Origin of the sequence: Allopusillimonas soli (genome assembly GCF_004153445.1) — a bacterium.
GTDB classification, from domain to species: domain Bacteria; phylum Pseudomonadota; class Gammaproteobacteria; order Burkholderiales; family Burkholderiaceae_B; genus Allopusillimonas; species Allopusillimonas soli.
In genome coordinates, this window is record NZ_SDQC01000001.1 from 819,677 (window position 1) to 837,151 (window position 17,475).

Below are 17,475 nucleotides of genomic sequence, written 5' to 3' on the forward strand. Positions count from 1 at the left end.
GCCTTGCTGACTGTTTATTAAAACGACAAGGAGACAAACATGCTCAAAATCCATCAATGCCTGGGCGCACTGTGTGCGCTGGCGCTCGCGGCCACGCTGCATCCCGCCGTGGCAAGCGGCGCATGGCCGCAGCAGGCTGTCCGTTTGATTGTGCCCTACCCGGCGGGCGGCGGCACAGATTTTTCGACGCGATTGATTGCCAGCGAATTATCAAAGAGGACGGGCCAGGAATTCATTGTCGAGAACAAGACAGGCGCGTCGGGAACCATCGGCGCGCAAACCGTTGCCCGCAGCGCTCCCGACGGCTATACCCTGCTTGTCGCTTCTCCCGCGGAAGTGCTGGTTGGCCAGATTGCTGGGCAGAAGACAGCCTATGACCCCAAAACGGATCTTCTGCCCATTACCCTGGTAGGCGAAACACCGCTTGCCATCACCGTTCACCCTTCAGTGCCCGCCAAGACGCTGCCCGAGTTGCTCGCGCTGTCCAAAAGCGAGCCCATGTCCTACGGCACGCCCGGCGTCGGCAGCACCATGCAGTTCGCTGGGGAGTCGCTGAATCTGGTCGCGGGCACCAATATCATGCACGTAGCCTATCGTGGCGCCGCGCCGGCAATCACAGACCTGCTCGGCGACCAGATACCCATGGCCATCGTGGGTATGCCGCCCGTCATCAATCTGCATCAGACCGGCAAACTGCGCATCGTCGCCGTGACCAGCGAGCGCCGCTCCAGTGTGCTGCCCGACGTGCCGGCTGTGTCGGAACTCGACGGATATGCCAAATATCGTTTCACAAACTGGTACGGCATTTATGCGCCGAAAGGAACCGATCCCGCCATCCTGGAAAAGATGGCGCAATGGGTGGGCGAAGTGGTCCGGCAGCCAGAAATCAAGGCCCAGCTTCAGCAAAAAGGTGTGGAGCCTGTAGGCAACACGCCTGCCGAGTTCGCGCAATTCTTGCGAGAGGAGCGCGAGCGGTATGAAGCCGTGCAGAAGCGCAGCGGTATTCACATCAACTAACCACACTCGGCCTGCCAGCCGGCTTACTCCCCCGTTGGCAGTGCCGCGATTGTCTGCGCCACAGCGGCGGTAAGCTTCTTGCCATAGGGCACGTGCAGGAATTCGTTGGGCCCATGGGCGTTCGAATGCGGCCCGAGTACGCCGCATACCATGAACTGAGATTTCGGAAAGCCCTGCTGGAGCAGATTCATGAGAGGGATGGTGCCCCCCTGGCCTATGTAGCCACAAGGCGCGCCATAATGCTGGCGCGATGCGGCATCCAGCGCCTGCTCCAGCCACTGTGCCGACTCGGGCGCATTCCAGCCCGATGCCACGCCCTGATCGGGCTTGAAAACAACCTTGGCGTTATAGGGGGCATCGGCTTCAAGCAGTGCCTTCAACGCTTGCGCAGCAGGAGCGGCTTCAACCAGCGGCGGCAAGCGCAATGAAAGCTTGAAAGCCGTGCGTGGGCGCAGCACATTGCCGGCATTGCCCAATGGAGGCAGGCCGTCGGCACCGGTCACAGAAAGCGTGGGCCGCCAGGTGCGATTGATCAATGCCGTCTCGGGATCTGTGGTCATTGGTAGCACAAAACTGCCATCGGCGCCACAGCTCCAGGGAAAGCGGCGCCACACCTCATCGCCCAGAATATCGGCTGTGGCACGCGCTTGGTCGACGCGGTCGGTGGGAATCTCGCAATGAAAAGCCTCGGGCAGCAGGCGCCCCGTCTTGCTATCTTCTAGCCGGTCGAGCACATGCCGCAGGACACGGAAGCTGGATGCCACCACACCGCTTGAATCACCCGAATGGACGCCCTCGTCCAGCACCTGGACCTCCAACGTGCCCGCGACCAGGCCGCGCAAGGAGGTGGTCATCCATAGCTGATCATAGTTGCCGGCGCCTGAATCCAGGCACACCACCAGGGCAACGTTGCCCATACGGTCACGCAGGGCGTCGACATAAGGCAGCAGATCGTAGCTGCCCGACTCTTCACAGGTTTCGATCAGCCCCACGCAACGGGGACGCGGCACCCCCTGGCGATCCAGCGCAAGAATGGCGGTCAGAGATGCATAGACTGCATAACCATCATCAGCACCGCCCCGGCCATACAGCTTGCCATCCTCGTATCGCGGCGTCCATGGGCCGAAGCCGCTGCGCCAGCCGGAAAACTCGGGCTGCTTGTCCAGATGGCCATACATGAGCACCGTATCGCCATTGTCCTTGCGCGTGGCCGGCGCGTCGAAATAGATGACGGGGGTACGGCCCGGCAATCGCACGACCTCCAGGGTCATGCCCGATACCTTCTGGGCCTCCACCCACTGCGCGGCATCTCGCACAACACGCTCGATGTACTGGTTTTTCTCCCAGTCGGGATCATAGGCCGGGCTCTTGGCGGGTATTGCAATATAGTCGGTCAGGGCGGGAACGATTTCGCTGTCCCATTTCTCATCCACAAAGGCCTGCGCCTGCCCCGGATCGAGCTGGGGCGGGATGGCGTTATCGGGGATACGGGCGTTCATGGCAGCTCCTGGCAGATGGACGGATGTCATCGATTTTACGCTCGCATCCAGACGACCGCAGGCGTCTTCGTGTTACAACGCGGGAATGAGCACCTGGTACATATTGCCCAACGGCAACATCAAGCATTTGAGCGGTCTGGAACTGCAGCCCGAGAAAGACTGGTTTCCGACCGACGCCAGCATGGACGCATTCGCGGACGCGCAGCGCGCAGCGGGAAAGCCGGAGGCCGAGATTATCCGCATGATGATGGTGCTTGCCATCGACTGTGAAAAATGGGCCAGGGAGAATCTGGCCTGAATCTCATGCCGTCAGGCCGTATGGCGCCCGCCATTCCGGCTTCAGTGCAGCGCCTTTTGCCATGCGGCCAGCACCGCCGCCAGCAGCAGGACTATCGCCGATGCCGCCAGCCCCACCGAAAGAGAGCCGTAGTAGTCACTCAACCAGCCACAGGCCACCGGTCCTATGAATTGGCCCGCCGCGAACAGGCTGGTGGCGATGGCCATGGCACTGCCCCAGGCCCGCTGCGGCATATTGGCCTTGATGAAATGCGTCATGGCCGAAGGCACGATCAGTACACTGACGCCCACCAGCAGCGCCGATAGCAGGATACCCGTCGCGCCGTTCAATGCCAGCGGCAGCGCCGCGCCCAACACCACGACCAGCAAGGCCGCGGACATGGCACGGCCATCGCGGCACCTGGCAAGCAAACCGCGCCATAGCGCGGGCGCCGCCATGGCGGCCACGCCCAGCACCACCCACGTGGCGGAGGCAAGCAGCGTAAGCCAGTCTGATGCCTGCGCATGCTGGCGCACCCATGCGATCATGAATGTCATGTAGGCGATGTAGCCTAGCCCGAACACGCAATAGGCAAGGTAAATCGCGACACAGCCCCGCCATGATCCACTGGCATCAAGGCGACGCGAGGAGGGCTCGGCCATTCCGCCCACGGCCTGAATGGCCAGGAATGACAGTGCCGCGCATACGGCGCCCGTCATGATCCAGGCCTGGGGCCAGGCCGACGGCCCTGAAGCATGAAACAGCCAGGGCAAGACGGCTCCGCCAGCAGCAACGCCCAGCCCGGCGCCGCCAAAGAAAACAGCAATTGCACGGCCGCCCAGTATGCCGGCAAGAACTGCGCCGCAGATAAATGCGCCGGCGCCGCCCAGTCCAGCAAAAAACCGGCATGCGGCAAGCAAGGTGAAGTCGTGCGTCAAGCCGTTGGCCACCAGGGCGGCTGTAGTCAGGATGACGCCGCCGATAAAAAGGCGGCGGTTGCCCAGCCACCCTACGCCCAAGATGGCCAGCAACGCCCCGAGCAAATAGCCCAGCCCATTGACCGTGTTCAACCACCCGGCCTGGGCATAGGTAAGGCCTAGATCGGCTTTCATGGCGGGCAGAATGAGCGCATAGTCGAAGCGCGCAAACCCCACCGAGACCGCTGCGGCCCCGGACAGCGACCAGGCTCTTGCAAGAGAAACGACAGGTGTCTGACCAGGCGGCAACGCCATGGGAAGAGAATTATCTCGCAGCATGCGCGCACTCCTTCTTTCTATTGCTGTCGTGCGCAGTCCGGACGTTGCCGCGTTTCAACGCCCCTGAAGCCCTTGCGGTGATCAAGGCATCCAGCACCTTGCATGCATCGCCAACCGGATCCGCGCTGTAGTTGACCTGGGCGCCCGCAATTGCGCCGTCCCACAGCAATTGGCATTGCAGGCCGAACTCCACCGGATTCGGCCAGCCCGCCTCCCGAGCAATTTGTTCGAAGCATGTGGCCATTCTGCGCTTCTGCTCTGCGGACAACACGGCGCCGGGGTGCAACGCATCCGCCAGTTCCACTGTGGCATTGATAAACACACAGCCGCGAAACTCGGGCGTGCTCACTATCTGGCGCAGATAGCCAAATGCCGCCATCACCTTGTCGCGCGGCGACCTCGCCGCATCAATGGCATGGGTGATGGCGTCGCGGCGTTCAGTCATGCGGGCTTCCAGCACGGCTACCACGATGTCGTTCTTGGATTTGAAATGGTGATAGAGCGTCATGCGGGCAATGCCGCTGGTCTCGATGATTTCATTGATGCCAACGTGGTTGATGCCCTTGCGATAGAACAGATCCGAGGCGCAGGCAAGGATACGGCTCTTGGCGGACGGCTGCGATGCGGGCGGACGAGGCATGACAAGGCTCCAATGGGTCTGGCAAAACTTATATAGACTGGTCAGTATAATAAATCCGATTCACAACAATGAAAAGCTTTTTAATGTTCCGCATTGCGAACGGCCATTCCGAAATATTTGCATCGCCAAAATCTCCGTGACAGAATGACGCAGCCCGCGATTCAGTCGCGATATGTAAATGGCCGATTCGAGCCAGACAACAATACGGAGGCAAGGTCAATATATGGGTGGCACGGAACACGGCGGCGACAGGCAGTTCGTGAATGCGTTGGCGCGCGGGCTGGACATCCTGCGCTGCTTCCAGCCAGGAAAGAGCCATCTCACCAATGCCGAGCTCTCACGGGAGACAGGATTTCCCAAGCCCACGGTTTCGCGTCTCACCTACACCCTGTGCAAGCTAGGCTATCTGGAATACTCGGAAAACCTGGGCAAGTACGGCTTGGCGTCGGGCGTGCTCAGCCTGGGTTATTCGCTGCTGGCAAACATGGACGTGCGCAATATGGCCAGGTCCTACATGCAGGAGCTGGCGGAATATTCAAGCCTGTCGGTGTCGCTGGGCGTACGCGATCGGCTCGACATGATCTATGTCGAAACCTGCCGGGGAAGTTCGCGCGTCACGCTGCGGCTGGACGTGGGATCGCGCATACCGGTTGCCACCACGTCCATGGGCAAGGCCATGATCTGCGGCATATCCCAGCATGAGCGCTCCGCCGTCCTGCAGGACATCCAGAAGACCGATCCGGATAACTGGCCGCGGATTCAGCGCGATATCGACGAGGCGCTGGACATGTACACCAAACAGGGTTTCTGCATCAACCAGGGCGAGTGGCAGCCGGAAATTCACGCCGTCGGCGTGCCGCTGCGCACCGTGCATGGCGATAAGCAGATGGCGCTCAACTGCGGCGGTCCTGCCTATTTGCTGTCTCGCAGCAGGCTCGAAAACGATCTGGGGCCCAGGTTGGCCGAGCTGGTGCGCGACGTGGAATCGCGAATCGGCCTTGCATGAACCGCCGCCGGATCAATATCCATACTGAGGCATAAGGAAAGAAATGATACGAGATCAGGAAACATTGAATATCCTGCTGGATTCGGTATCGCGCTTCGTGCGTGAGCAACTGGTTCCTATCGAAGAGCAGGTGGCGGAAACCGATACCATTCCGGAGACGGTCGTCGCACAGATGCGCAACCTCGGGCTGTTCGGTCTGTCGGTCCCGGAGCAGTACGGCGGCCTGGATCTGACCATGGAAGAGGAGGTGCTGTTTGCTTTCGAGATCGCCAAAACGTCGCCGGCATTCCGCTCGCTCATTGGGACAAACAACGGCATCGGCGCGCAAGGCATTGTCATCGACGGCACGCCCGAACAGAAGGCCAAGTATCTGCCTCGCCTGGCGTCAGGAGAAATCATCGGGTCATTCGCGCTGACCGAACCGGGCGCGGGCTCCGATGCCGCCTCGCTGAGAACCACCGCCGTGCGCGATGGCGACCACTACGTGCTCAACGGCACCAAGCGTTTCATCACAAACGCGCCGGAGGCCGGCATCTTCACTGTCATGGCACGCACCGATCCGCAGAAAAAAGGCGGCGGCGGCATCTCCGCCTTCATCGTCGAAGCGGATACCGCAGGCCTCTCTCTGGGGAAAGTGGACAAGAAAATGGGCCAGCGCGGTGCGCATACCTGCGATGTGGTGCTTGAGAACTGCCGCGTTCCGGCCGAAAACCTCATCGGCGGACGTGAAGGCGTCGGCTTCAAGACAGCAATGAAAGTTCTGGACAAAGGCAGATTGCATATTGCAGCGGTAAGCGTCGGTGTTGCGGAGCGCATGCTCGACGATACCTTGCGCTACGCAATGGAACGCGAACAGTTCGGCCAGCCCATCGCGGACTTTCAACTCATTCAAGCCATGCTGGCCGACAGCAAGGCCGAGGCCTATGCGGCGCGATGCATGGTCATCGACGCGGCGCGGCGGCGCGACGCCGGCGAAAACGTAGGTACGCATGCATCATGCTGCAAGCTGTTTGCAACTGAAATGTGCGGCCGTGTCGCGGATAGGGCAGTTCAGATCCATGGCGGGGCCGGCTATGTGTCCGACTACGGCATAGAGCGCTTCTACCGCGATGTACGTCTGTTCCGCATCTACGAGGGCACCACCCAGATCCAGCAACTGGTCATCGCTCGCAACATGATACGCGAGGCGCGCGGCCAATGACCCAGGCACAGGAGGCAGCACTGCTGCGTGCGCTGCCTGCCCGGCTGCCGGACATCGTCCGGCGCTGGGCGAAGGAAACGCCAGACGGGACGGCACTGGTCCAGGACGGCCATGCGATCCGGTACGGACGGTTGTCCGCCGCCATCGACAATGCCAGCACGCTGTTGCGTGAACAAGGCGTGCGCCCGGGCGACCGGGTGATGATTGTGGCGGAAAACTGCATAGCCCAGGTGGTGCTTCTTTTTGCCGTCATGCGGCTGGACGCCTGGGTAGTGAACGTCAACGCGCGCTTGACAGCAGCTGAACTTGATAACATCCGCAGCCACTGCCAACCCAGGCTCTGCTTCTACACCACAGGCATTTCGGTCGAAGCCGGCGGGCACGCAGAGCGCGACGGCGCGGCGCGCTTCATGCTGCCCGACATGCCCGACATTCCGGCCTGCGAGCTGCGTGCAGGCCGTCTGGATGCACAATGCGAGCCTGAGCCTGTGCACGCCGAGAGCAAGGACCAGGTGGCGGCGCTTATCTATACAAGCGGCACCACAGGCAAGCCCAAGGGCGTCATGCTGACGCACCGCAACCTGCTGTTCATTGCCGCGACCTCCAGCGGCGTGCGCGGGATGACCGCCACGGACCGCGCCTACGGGGTCTTGCCGATTACTCATGTATTCGGGCTGGCCTCCATGCTGATGGCTACGCTGTATGCGGGCGCGAGCCTGTATCTTGCCGCGAGATACAGACCGGACACGCTGATGCATGCCATCAGCCACGAAGGCATCACCATGCTGCAGGGCGTTCCCGCCATGTATGCGCGTCTACTGGAATCGGATCGCGGCGACTGGCAGCCAGCCGATTCCGCCCTGCGGTTCATTTATGCCGGCGGCTCACCGCTGGACATGACCCTCAAGCACAATGTCGAAGCGCTCTTCGGGCGCACATTGCACAATGGCTATGGGCAAACGGAAACCTCGCCTACCGTAAGCCAGACCCGCATGGAGGCGCCGCGTGACGACACATCGGTAGGCCCGGTGGTGCCTGGTGTGCAAATTCGCGTGGTCGACAAGTCGGGCCGGGAGGCGCCAGCAGGCGAGGCCGGCGAACTGTGGGTCCGTGGTCCCAACATCATGAAGGGATATTACCGGGATCCGGCACTCACGCTCGACACCATCCATGAAGGCGGTTGGCTTGGCACGGGAGACATGGCTCGCTTGGACAGCGATGGCGCGCTGTTCATCATAGGCCGCAGCAAGGAGCTGATTATCCGGTCGGGCTTTAACGTCTACCCGGTGGAAGTCGAAGCGGCGCTCAACGCGCACCCCGCGGTCGTGCAGTCCGCTGTAGTGGGATGTCCGGCCGATGAGGGAAACGAAGAGGTCGTGGCCTTCGTTGAATTGGATCCCGACAGCAACGGACTTGATACCCGGGTGCTGGACGCGTGGCTGGAACAAAAGCTGTCGCCATACAAGCGGCCTTCGCTGATCGTTGTCATGCAGACCATGCCTGCCGCATCTACGGGCAAGATACTCAAACATGAGCTGAAGCAGATGGCGCAGCGCCTGCGGCATCCGGAGGCGCCAATGACAGGCGCGAATAATCATCAAACCTAGGAGACAAGCAAGATGAAACCACAAGGATACAAACGACTGGCACTGGTTGCGGCACTCGCGCTCTCGCTGCATGCGCCGTCAGCCCTCGCCGACGAATTCCTGGTCGGCGAACAAGAGCCATTGACAGGCCCGCTGGCCAGGGTTGGGCACGGCATGCACGAAGGCATACAGGTCGCGGTCGAGGTGTTCAACAAGACCAACGGCAAGCATACAGTCAAGCTATTGACGCAGGATGACGAGTCATCCCCGGCCAAGGCCGTGGCCGCCGTGGAAAAACTCGCCTCGGAAGGTGTCGTCGCCTTCACCGGCGGTTATGGCTCAAATATTATCGGCCCGGCGTCCGATGCGGCCAACAAGCTCGGCCTGCCATACATCACGTCGGGCGGTGTGGCCAACGGTCTGGTTCAGCGCGGATACAAGACATTTTTCCGCATCAACAACACGGCGGGCTACGAGAAAGCGATGGTCGGCGTCTTGCAGGCGATGCAGGCCAAGTCCGCCTCCATGATCTACTCCACCAAGGAAGCCACGCAGCATCTTGCACAGGATGTCCAGAAGGACCTGGAGGCCAAGGGCCTGAAAGTGGCCATGCATGCCTTTGACCCCGGCATCTCCGATTTCAAGCCCATCGTGAACAAAGTGCGGCTGCAGGACAGGCCTGACGTGATACTGATGGTGGGTTACGAGAACGACTATATCGGCATACTGCGTGCCGCCAAGGTTCTCAAGCCGGATGTCAAGGCGTTGGTGGGCGTCTGGTCGCTTGCGACGCCCAAGATGGCTGCCGACTTCCCGGATCTGATGCCGAAGGTATATGGTACGGCGCTGCTTCCCTATCCAGCCACTTTCACCACCGAAGAAGGCAAGGCCTTCCACGACACCTATAAAAAACTGTTCGACAAGGATCCAGACTATCTCGGCCAATTCGGCTATGTGCAATCCATGCTGCTCTTCAATGCCATCGCCCGCGCTGCAGACAAAGGCACCGCGGACAAGGGAGGTATCGCCCAGGAGCTTGCCGCCACGGATGCCAAGACATTGATTGGGCGCGTGCAATTCACCAACGGCGACAACCTGAATTTCACGCACCACATGGGACAGCATCAGGGCAAGAAAATAGAAATTGTCTGGCCCAAGGAAGACGCCACCGCGCCCATGCAATACCCGGGCGTCCCCTGGAAATAAACGGACTATTCCTACATGCTGGAACTTATTCTGCAGGCGCTCTATTCCGGGGTGCTTCAGGGCGGCTCATATGCTCTGATCGCCCTCGGACTGGCGCTGGTCTTCGGCACCATGAAGATCATCAACCTGGCGCACGGCGAACTGGTGCTGCTCGCTGCATACGTTGCCTATACATTTGAATCGTCAACGGGGCTGAACCCCATGCTGGCGATACCGTTGGCCTTGATTGTTGTGTGTCTTTCAGCGGCGATCATGTATTACCTGGTTAGCCTGATCAAATCGGACAGAGAACTCAACTCGCTTATTCTGACCTACGGAATCGGTGTCATTCTCACCAATCTGATCCTCCTCATCTGGTCCGCCGACATCCGCTCCACGTCGTCATCCTGGCTGCTGGATGCCATTGTGATCGGGCCGCTGTTCAGCATGCGCAGCGAACCCCTGTTCTTCGGCATTAGCATCTTGTTGATGGGCGGAGTATGGTGGTGGCTCTCGCGCAGCTGGTATGGACGGGCGGTGCGCGCCGTCGCGGGCAATCGGGCCGCAGCATCGCTGATGGGCATCAACCCGAGGCGAACCGAGCTGGTGTCCTTCATCATTGCTGGGCTGCTGGCTTCATTCGCGGGCGTGGCCATATTCAGCTACGGCGTGATCCAGCCTTCGCTCGGACACGTACTGACAATCAAGGCCTTCATCATCACCGTCCTGGCCGGCATCGGATCCATTCCCGGCGTGCTGGTCGGCGCCTTGCTGCTTGGCGTTACCGAGGCATTGACGGTAACGCTGGCCAGCTCCGCACTGCAGGAGCTGACTGGAATGGTGCTGTTTCTTCTGGTGTTATTTGTTATGCCTAACGGCCTGTTCGGCTCAGCGGGGAGGCGCGGATGATTGCACGCACACTAAGCATCACGGCAGCGATCATAGCTGCCTATGTGGCTGTTCCATTGATAGTGGGCGACAGCCATTACATCATGAGCCTGATCACCGCATCGCTGGTCGTGGGCGGCGTCGCGCTTGCCTGGGCCCTGCTCGGAAACCTTGGCGGCATGGTCAGTTTCGGCCATTCGGCCTTCTTCGGCGTGGGCGCGTATGTATCTGCCATCCTTACCATGAAGGCAGGGGTCCCGGTGCTGGCAGCCATGCTGCTGGGCGGTCTTGGCGCCACCATCGCGTCCATTGTCATGCTGCCCGTGTTGCGGCTTCGCGGTCCCTACTTTGCCTTGGCCATACTAGCCTATGCCCATATATTCAAGATCGTCGCCACGGAATGGTCGTCCATGACCGGCGGATCGGGCGGTATATCGAGCATACCGCGCTTCCCTCATGTGCTGGGCCTGGACCTTGCAGGCAAGACCGGCAACTATCTCATCATACTGACGATACTGCTTGTCTTTGTACTGTGTTATGGCGCAATACGTCGCAGCCATTACGGTATTGCGCTCAGGGCCATGCACGAGACCGAGGACGCCACCCGCGTGCTGGGCGTGAACAGCACGCTGCTCAAGGCCATGATGCTGTTCGTATCGGCCTTCATGACGGGCGTCGTCGGTGCGTTCAATGCGCATTACATCAACTTTCTGGAACCGGACTACGCCTTTAACGGGGTATGGATAACACTGCCCATCATTGCCGCGATTTTCGGCGGCTATCGCACTGTGGTCGGCCCCCTGCTGGGCGCTCTCGTGGTCTATCTGGTCGATCAGCTCGTATTCAAGAGTCTGATTCCATCCGGCCACCAACTGATACTGGGCGCGCTGCTGGTAGCCATGATCATATTCAGCCCGCGCGGCCTGCTTCCCCTGCTGGCAAACCGGAGGAATCATGCTTCAGCTTGACGACATGACGATTCGCTTCGGCGCACTGACTGCTGTCGATGCCGTGACGCTGACCGCACATCGCAATGAGGTGCTGGGGCTGGTGGGGCCCAACGGCGCAGGGAAGACGACGCTGTTCAACGCAATCTCGGGTCTCGTCCGCCCCACGTCCGGCAGTATACGTTTTCAGGATGCAGACCTGTCGCGCATGCCGCTGCATCGGCGCGCGCGCCTGGGCATCGGACGCACATTCCAGATCCCGCAGCCCCTGGCCGAGCTGACTGTACGCGAAAACCTGGTGGTTGCGCAGCGCTTCTCCACAGGCCGCACCGACGATGAGCAGATTGCGCAAGTGCTGGACTTCACGGGCCTGGCCGCACTGGCGCAACGCAATGCGGCGACCGAGCTGGCGCTCACTGAATTGAAGGCATTGGAGATTGCCAAAGCCCTTTGCACCAAGCCCAAGCTGCTTCTTCTGGATGAGGTGCTTGCCGGACTCGAAACTGCCGGCAAGCGCCGTTTCGTTGGCATGCTGCGGGATCTGCATGCGCGTTTCCAGGTGGGCATCGTCATCATCGAGCACGATATCGAGACAATTGGCCAATTATGCAATCGCGTTGCCGCACTGGACTTTGGCCATCTGATAGCACTGGGCACGCCCGACGATGTATTCAATGATCCCGAGGTCGTGCGCAGCTATACAGGAGGCCAGACATGATAGAGATCCGCGATGTGCGCGCAGGCTATGGATCCATCAATATTCTGTGGGATGTATCCCTGAGCGTGCCCAAAGGAAAGCTGACAACCATCATCGGGCCGAACGGCGCGGGCAAGACGACGCTGCTCAGAACCATCATGGGGATTGTGCCGGCGTCGGCGGGAACCATTACTTTGGATGGCCAGGCCCTGGCAGGCACGCCTACCTGGGATATGCCCGGCCTGGGCATGGTTATGATTCCCGAAGGCAGGATGATATTCAAGGACATGACCGTCGAGGAAAACCTGATGCTCGGCGCCTTTCCCCGCAGCAAGCGCGCAGAGGCCAAGACGCGGCTGGAACACGCCTATGCGATGTTTCCCCGCTTGCGCGAGCGCCGCAAGCAGGCTGCCGGCACCTTGTCGGGCGGAGAAGCCCAGATGGTTGCCATGGCACGCGGACTGATGTCGGACCCGCGTGTATTGATCATAGACGAGCCGTCATTGGGACTGGCACCCGTCATCGTCAACGAACTGTTCCAGACACTGGCAAGGCTTAAAGATGAAGGCCGCACCATCATTCTGGTAGAACAGAGCACACATCGTGCGGTGGGCGTGGCTGACCAGGTTTATCTCATGCAAACTGGCAGAGTCGTCCTGGACATGCCCGCCAGCGAAGTGGACATGGAACGCCTGCACGATTTGTACTTTGCACATTAAACGCAACAGCGCCCCTGCCGCCTGAATCCGGCCCGCTGTGCGGGCCGGACTCCTGGCATGGCCTCGCCGCGCTACCTCACCGGTGTCAGCAGGCAGCCCTTGGCCAGCCAGGCCTCGACATTGGCCAGCACCAGATCCTCCATATCCCCGCGGGTGTCCCGGGTAGCGCTGCCTATGTGGGGCGTCAGCACAAGATGATCCATGCCGCGGAATGAAGCGGGCATCACCGGCTCGCTCTCAAGCACATCCAGACCGGCACCGCCCAGGACGCCATCGCGCAACGCGGCTTCCAGCGCCTGTTCATCGATAATCGAACCCCTGGCGATATTGATCAGAATACCCTCAGACCCCAGAGCACGCAGCACTTGTGCATCAACAAGATGGCGTGTTTGCGGACCGCCAGGGCAAGCGACAACAAGGAAATCGCACCAGTCCGCAAGATCGGTCAGCTTGTCGAAATAGCGGCCAGCGGCTTCCGGATGGGCGCGTCGATTGTGATAGCCGATATCCATGCTGAACCCCGCTGCGCGCTTGGCAATGGCGCGGCCTATGCGGCCCATGCCCAGTATTCCCAGGCGTTTGCCCGACACTCGCATGGCCTGGGGAAAGCCTCCCATGTCACGCCACCGCCCCGCCTTTACATAGTGATCGGCTTGCGCCACCTTGCGGGCCACCGCAAGCAGCAGTGCCCACGCAAGGTCAGCCACGCAATCATCCAGCACATCGGGCGTATTGCTCACCGCGATGCCTCGCTCGGCGGCCGCATCGATATCGAGCGTGTCATAGCCCACACCCCAGCTGCACACAGCCTGCAGGGCGGGCAGACGGTCAATGAGACCTCGGTCAAAACCGGCGCGCGCCGTGGTCACCAGAACCCGTGCCGTGCCGGCCTCCGGCGGCACATCGGTCGCCGAATGCTTATCGAACAAGGGCAACGCGCCATAGCGCCTTACAAGCTCTGTGTCGAAGCGGGGGCTGATCGATACAAGCTGAACGACTTCACATTGCGCCATGGTCATTCTCCGCTTGGCATCATGCCGGCGCAGACCTCAGCCACAACCCGCAGCATGTACCGTGGCATGTCGTCCACCGTGTATGCACAGCCTCGCCTGCGCTGTTTGCCGTTGTCGTCCATCTGGTGCTTGCCTCCTTGTTTCAACCTTTCGTCGCCGGCAGCATCACTGCCTCGGTCGGCTTGCCGCCTTCTTATGGATAAGCACGGCAACATCTCTGGAAGAACTATTATTCACTACGCCCTGCATGTCAACCACGCCCGGGCGGGGCCATGTCGCCCCTATCCGGGCCCTCGCCGGACGCCTCACGCTATGATACGCGGTGATTCATGAAACGCGCCGCAATGGAAGACGCGCCCATAACAAGGATACCGAGACATGTCACCGGAGACACCATGCCTGTTCTGCGCCATCGGGAAGGGAAGCATTCCCGCCACCATTGTGCACGAGACCCCCGACCTGCTTGCCTTTCTTGATGTCCGGCCCATACGTCCGGGGCATGTGCTGATCATTCCACGCAAGCACTACCCCTACTTCGATGATCTGCCTGCCGATCTGGCGACAGGCATCCTGCAGTCGGGGCAGGTGCTGGCGCGAGCCATGAAAGCGCACTATGGCTGCGAACGCGTTGGCTTTGTATTTACCGGAACCGATATCGATCATGCGCATGCGCATGTCGTGCCGCTGTTTTCAGCCAAGGATATTACGTCCATTCAGTACATGGAGCAGAAGGACGTGACCTTCCGGCCGGCCCCGCAATCCAGCCGCGAAGATCTGGCCAAAGAGGCCGCCGCTCTCCGCGCGGCGCTGGCGCAGGGAGCCGGCTAGACGCCGATCACCATGCCGCCATTGGCGAAGATGTGCTGGCCGGTAATATACGAAGACGCCTCCGACAATAGGAAGCACACCGGCCAAGCCACCTCCTCCGGTTTGCCGAAACGTCCCAATGGAATTTGCGACAGATAAGTATCGCGAAACTTGTCGCCGCGTATGGTTTCAGTCATGGGCGTCTCAATGACGCCAAAGCCAATGGAGTTGATGCGTATGCCATACCGCCCCCATTCACGCGCCGCGCTCATGGTCATGCCCAGCACGCCTGATTTCGCCACGCCGTAGTTGATCTGCCCTATGGTGCCGCGCCGCCCCGCATCCGAGCTGATATTGACGATACTTGCACGCGATGCACCTGTTTCCTTTGCTCGCTGCAACATATGGCGCCCCGTCGCCTGCAGAAAATGAAAAGAACCGCCCAGATGCACATCCAGCACCTTGTTCCAGTCGGCCACGGACATTTTTTCGATCATGGCGGGGCGTATGATGCCGGCATTGTTGACCAGGCCATCGACGTCCCCGAACTGCTCGATCGCCTTGTCCACGACCTCAGGGGCGAATGCCGGGTCCGATACATCGCCCGGGACGGCCAACAAGCGGGACGCGTCGTGATCGCGCTGCAGTTGTGCCAGCGTATCCGGGTTCATGTCGACCGCGATGACGCGCCCTCCCAGGCCGAGCACTCTTTCCGCGACCGCGCGGCCGATGCCTTGTCCCGCACCCGTCACAATGATGCTGCGGCCATTCATTTGAAATGCGCCATTGTCCATAGCAACTATCCTCGCTCTCGTTGTTTATTTCCAGTTATAGACGGGGGGCTGCTTCTCGATGAAGCGTCGCGCGGCCTCCTGATGGTAGCCGCTCTGTCCGCAAAGTGCCTGGGCCATAGCCTCCTTCGCGTAGACGGCTTCCCGGTCTGATTCGTAGGCACGGTTCATGATCGTCTTGGCCAATCCGATGGCCTGGGTGGGCGCTGCATGGAAACGCGCTGCCCTGGCAAGCGCCGCTTCCACAACATCGCCCTCGCAAATTTCCTGGATCAACCCCATCGCAAGTGCTTCTTCGGCATTGCACACGCGCGCGGTGAACACCATTTCCTTGGCCCGCGCCAACCCTACCGCGCGTGGCAACAGATACATGCCCAGCAGGTCGGGCACATAGCCGATCCGCGCGAAAACCGCACAGAATGTGGCGCTTGGCGCCGCCATCGCGTAATCGCCGGCGAGCGCCAGGGAGAGGCCCGCACCGAAGGCGCTCCCCTCAATGGCGGTGATTACCGGCTTCTCCAGATCGACCAGCATGTCGAACCAGCGCTGCATCTTCAACAGGCGCTGACGGCCGCTGAACGCGTCGGCTCCTTGCTCGCGCGCCTGGGCCATCGCCTTGATGTCACCGCCCGCACAGAAGTGCCCGCCGCTTCCCGTGAGCACTACCGCCTTGACCGCATCGTCATCGCGTATCGACTGGAATGCATCAAGAAAGGCAGCGCGCAGATCGGGACTCAAAGCGTTGCGCTGCGCAGGACGATTCATGGTGAGGACGGCGGTTGCGCCCTCCCGTGTCAGATTCAGTGTCATGTCTCTCTCATTTGTTGTTCTGGTCTGCGGCGTGACCGAGCATCGGGCCGCCAGCATGTGCGCTTGCGCAGCGAGCCCGGCGGCCTTGAGCATGCCGATGCGCGCTGTGGAAAGCGTACGCAATTCGGCGGACGGGCGTCCAATACATTATCGCGTAAAATCCATAACCATTTGCTATCGCTTCATGTAATCCAGGCCCTTTGCCATTTCCAGTATCAATACAATGGATCCCATACGCTCGGTCGATCTGCGCCGCATCCGACACTTCGTCGCACTCGCCGAGCGCCTCAATTTCACTCGCGCAGCACAAGACCTGCACATCGTGCAGCCCGCGCTCACCGTTTCCATTCGCAAGCTCGAGCAAGAGCTGGGCACCCAGTTGTTCATTCGCGAACCCCGGGGCGTGTCATTGACGCACAGCGGCCAGGCCGCACTGCAGGAGGCGTACCGTATTCTGTTTCATGCCGAGCAGTTTGTCGATCTGGTGCACAACACTGAAAGAGGCGTGGGGGGCATATTGCGCGTGGGCTTTGTGGGTTCCACCAGTTTTGGGTTGCTGCAGAAGCTGGTGCCGCGTTTCCGCACCGAGCATCCGCGTGTGGAATTGGAGCTGCGTGAAGCCACCTCCAGCCGCATCCTTCAAATGATCGAACAGGAAGAACTCAATCTAGGCCTGGTCCGTACGCCGCTGCTGCAGCATTCAAACGTTTCGCTTCTGGAGCTGGATCGCGACTGCTTCGTGGTGGCGTTGCCTGTGGACAATCCCTGGGCGCACAAGCCGCGGCTGAGGCTATCGGAACTGGCCGACGAACACTTCGTCATGTATTCCGCCGCCGATGCGGCCGGCCTGCATGCTTCCGCCATGGCCGCCTGCCAGCGCGCAGGCTTCATGCCCAGCGTGAAACAGGAGGCCGTCCAGATACAGACTGTGCTGGCGCTTGTGGAAAGCGGCCTGGGCGTCGCACTCATTCCATCGGTCATGAGAAAGTACCAGAGCACGCGGATTCAGTATCGCAGCATCCCCGAACTCACACGATCGCAGCCCATCGGCTGGGCGCTCGCCTTCGATCAGGAAACGGAAACAATGGCGGGCAGGCATTTTCGCGGCATGGTGTCCACGCAGCGTACATAATTGC

General features: G+C 60.6%; 18 protein-coding genes. 12 read left to right on the plus strand and 6 right to left on the minus strand.

Annotated elements, in window-relative coordinates; genetic code table 11:
- Positions 1 to 39 precede the first annotated feature (39 nt).
- Positions 40 to 1,017 (plus strand): Bug family tripartite tricarboxylate transporter substrate binding protein, encoded by a 978-nt coding sequence (locus ERD78_RS03845; RefSeq protein ID WP_129967912.1) that lies wholly within the window; start codon positions 40 to 42, stop codon positions 1,015 to 1,017.
- Between the two features lie 23 nt (positions 1,018 to 1,040).
- Here the strand turns inward: ERD78_RS03845 and ERD78_RS03850 are convergent, their stop codons facing one another.
- Positions 1,041 to 2,516, minus strand: coding sequence for a M20 family metallopeptidase (locus ERD78_RS03850; protein WP_129967913.1), 1,476 nt, complete (start codon positions 2,514 to 2,516; stop codon positions 1,041 to 1,043).
- 85 nt (positions 2,517 to 2,601) lie between these two features.
- On the opposite strand from ERD78_RS03850, the gene ERD78_RS03855 reads away from it, so the two are divergent.
- Positions 2,602 to 2,814, plus strand: a complete 213-nt coding sequence (locus ERD78_RS03855) for a hypothetical protein (RefSeq protein WP_129967914.1) — start codon at positions 2,602 to 2,604, stop codon at positions 2,812 to 2,814.
- Positions 2,815 to 2,855: 41 nt separating this feature from the next.
- On the opposite strand, the gene ERD78_RS03860 is transcribed toward ERD78_RS03855, so the two are convergent.
- On the minus strand, positions 2,856 to 4,049 hold the full coding sequence (locus tag ERD78_RS03860; protein WP_129967915.1) for a YbfB/YjiJ family MFS transporter: 1,194 nt from the start codon (positions 4,047 to 4,049) through the stop codon (positions 2,856 to 2,858).
- Positions 4,036 to 4,689 carry a TetR/AcrR family transcriptional regulator gene (locus ERD78_RS03865; protein WP_129967916.1) on the minus strand — a complete coding sequence of 218 codons (654 nt, stop codon included), beginning with the start codon at positions 4,687 to 4,689 and terminating at the stop codon, positions 4,036 to 4,038. Before ERD78_RS03865 ends, ERD78_RS03860 begins: the two co-directional genes overlap by 14 nt.
- A gap of 223 nt (positions 4,690 to 4,912) precedes the next feature.
- Between ERD78_RS03865 and ERD78_RS03870 the strand changes: the two genes are divergently transcribed.
- Genes ERD78_RS03870 through ERD78_RS03905 form a run of 8 tightly spaced genes read left to right on the plus strand, consistent with a single transcriptional unit; the run spans position 4,913 to position 12,918 of the window.
- Positions 4,913 to 5,695 carry an IclR family transcriptional regulator gene (locus tag ERD78_RS03870; RefSeq protein WP_209019938.1) on the plus strand — a complete coding sequence of 261 codons (783 nt, stop codon included), beginning with the start codon at positions 4,913 to 4,915 and terminating at the stop codon, positions 5,693 to 5,695.
- Positions 5,696 to 5,738: 43 nt separating this feature from the next.
- Positions 5,739 to 6,896: an acyl-CoA dehydrogenase family protein gene (locus ERD78_RS03875; protein ID WP_129967918.1), complete on the plus strand. Its 1,158-nt coding sequence runs from the start codon at positions 5,739 to 5,741 to the stop codon at positions 6,894 to 6,896.
- A complete protein-coding gene (locus ERD78_RS03880) occupies positions 6,893 to 8,503 on the plus strand; it encodes a class I adenylate-forming enzyme family protein (protein WP_129967919.1) in 1,611 nt (536 codons plus the stop codon). Before ERD78_RS03875 ends, ERD78_RS03880 begins: the two co-directional genes overlap by 4 nt.
- A 12-nt stretch (positions 8,504 to 8,515) precedes the next feature.
- The gene (locus ERD78_RS03885; protein WP_129967920.1) at positions 8,516 to 9,688 is read left to right on the plus strand and encodes an ABC transporter substrate-binding protein; all 1,173 of its coding nucleotides are present in this window, start codon (positions 8,516 to 8,518) and stop codon (positions 9,686 to 9,688) included.
- A gap of 15 nt (positions 9,689 to 9,703) precedes the next feature.
- On the plus strand, positions 9,704 to 10,576 hold the full coding sequence (locus ERD78_RS03890; protein ID WP_129967921.1) for a branched-chain amino acid ABC transporter permease: 873 nt from the start codon (positions 9,704 to 9,706) through the stop codon (positions 10,574 to 10,576).
- A complete protein-coding gene (locus ERD78_RS03895) occupies positions 10,573 to 11,523 on the plus strand; it encodes a branched-chain amino acid ABC transporter permease (RefSeq protein ID WP_129967922.1) in 951 nt (316 codons plus the stop codon). Before ERD78_RS03890 ends, ERD78_RS03895 begins: the two co-directional genes overlap by 4 nt.
- Positions 11,510 to 12,220 (plus strand): ABC transporter ATP-binding protein, encoded by a 711-nt coding sequence (locus ERD78_RS03900; RefSeq protein WP_129967923.1) that lies wholly within the window; start codon positions 11,510 to 11,512, stop codon positions 12,218 to 12,220. Before ERD78_RS03895 ends, ERD78_RS03900 begins: the two co-directional genes overlap by 14 nt.
- Complete coding sequence (locus ERD78_RS03905) at positions 12,217 to 12,918, plus strand: ABC transporter ATP-binding protein (protein WP_129967924.1); 702 nt, start codon at positions 12,217 to 12,219, stop codon at positions 12,916 to 12,918. Before ERD78_RS03900 ends, ERD78_RS03905 begins: the two co-directional genes overlap by 4 nt.
- A gap of 71 nt (positions 12,919 to 12,989) precedes the next feature.
- Here ERD78_RS03905 and ERD78_RS03910 read toward each other — a convergent pair whose 3' ends face one another.
- Positions 12,990 to 13,931 (minus strand): 2-hydroxyacid dehydrogenase, encoded by a 942-nt coding sequence (locus tag ERD78_RS03910; RefSeq protein ID WP_167668831.1) that lies wholly within the window; start codon positions 13,929 to 13,931, stop codon positions 12,990 to 12,992.
- A 378-nt stretch (positions 13,932 to 14,309) separates the two neighbouring features.
- Here ERD78_RS03910 and ERD78_RS03915 point away from each other — a divergent pair, with 378 nt between their 5' ends.
- Positions 14,310 to 14,759, plus strand: a complete 450-nt coding sequence (locus ERD78_RS03915) for an HIT family protein (RefSeq protein WP_129967926.1) — start codon at positions 14,310 to 14,312, stop codon at positions 14,757 to 14,759.
- On the opposite strand, the gene ERD78_RS03920 is transcribed toward ERD78_RS03915, so the two are convergent.
- Together ERD78_RS03920 and ERD78_RS03925 are read right to left on the minus strand one after the other, a co-directional pair.
- Entirely contained in the window at positions 14,756 to 15,532 is a 777-nt protein-coding gene (locus ERD78_RS03920; RefSeq protein WP_129967927.1) for an SDR family NAD(P)-dependent oxidoreductase, read from the minus strand. The genes ERD78_RS03915 and ERD78_RS03920 overlap by 4 nt on opposite strands.
- A 24-nt stretch (positions 15,533 to 15,556) precedes the next feature.
- A complete protein-coding gene (locus ERD78_RS03925) occupies positions 15,557 to 16,339 on the minus strand; it encodes an enoyl-CoA hydratase/isomerase family protein (RefSeq protein WP_129967928.1) in 783 nt (260 codons plus the stop codon).
- Between the two features lie 223 nt (positions 16,340 to 16,562).
- Here ERD78_RS03925 and ERD78_RS03930 point away from each other — a divergent pair, with 223 nt between their 5' ends.
- A complete protein-coding gene (locus ERD78_RS03930) occupies positions 16,563 to 17,471 on the plus strand; it encodes a LysR substrate-binding domain-containing protein (RefSeq protein ID WP_129967929.1) in 909 nt (302 codons plus the stop codon).
- The last annotated feature ends 4 nt before the right edge of the window (positions 17,472 to 17,475 follow it).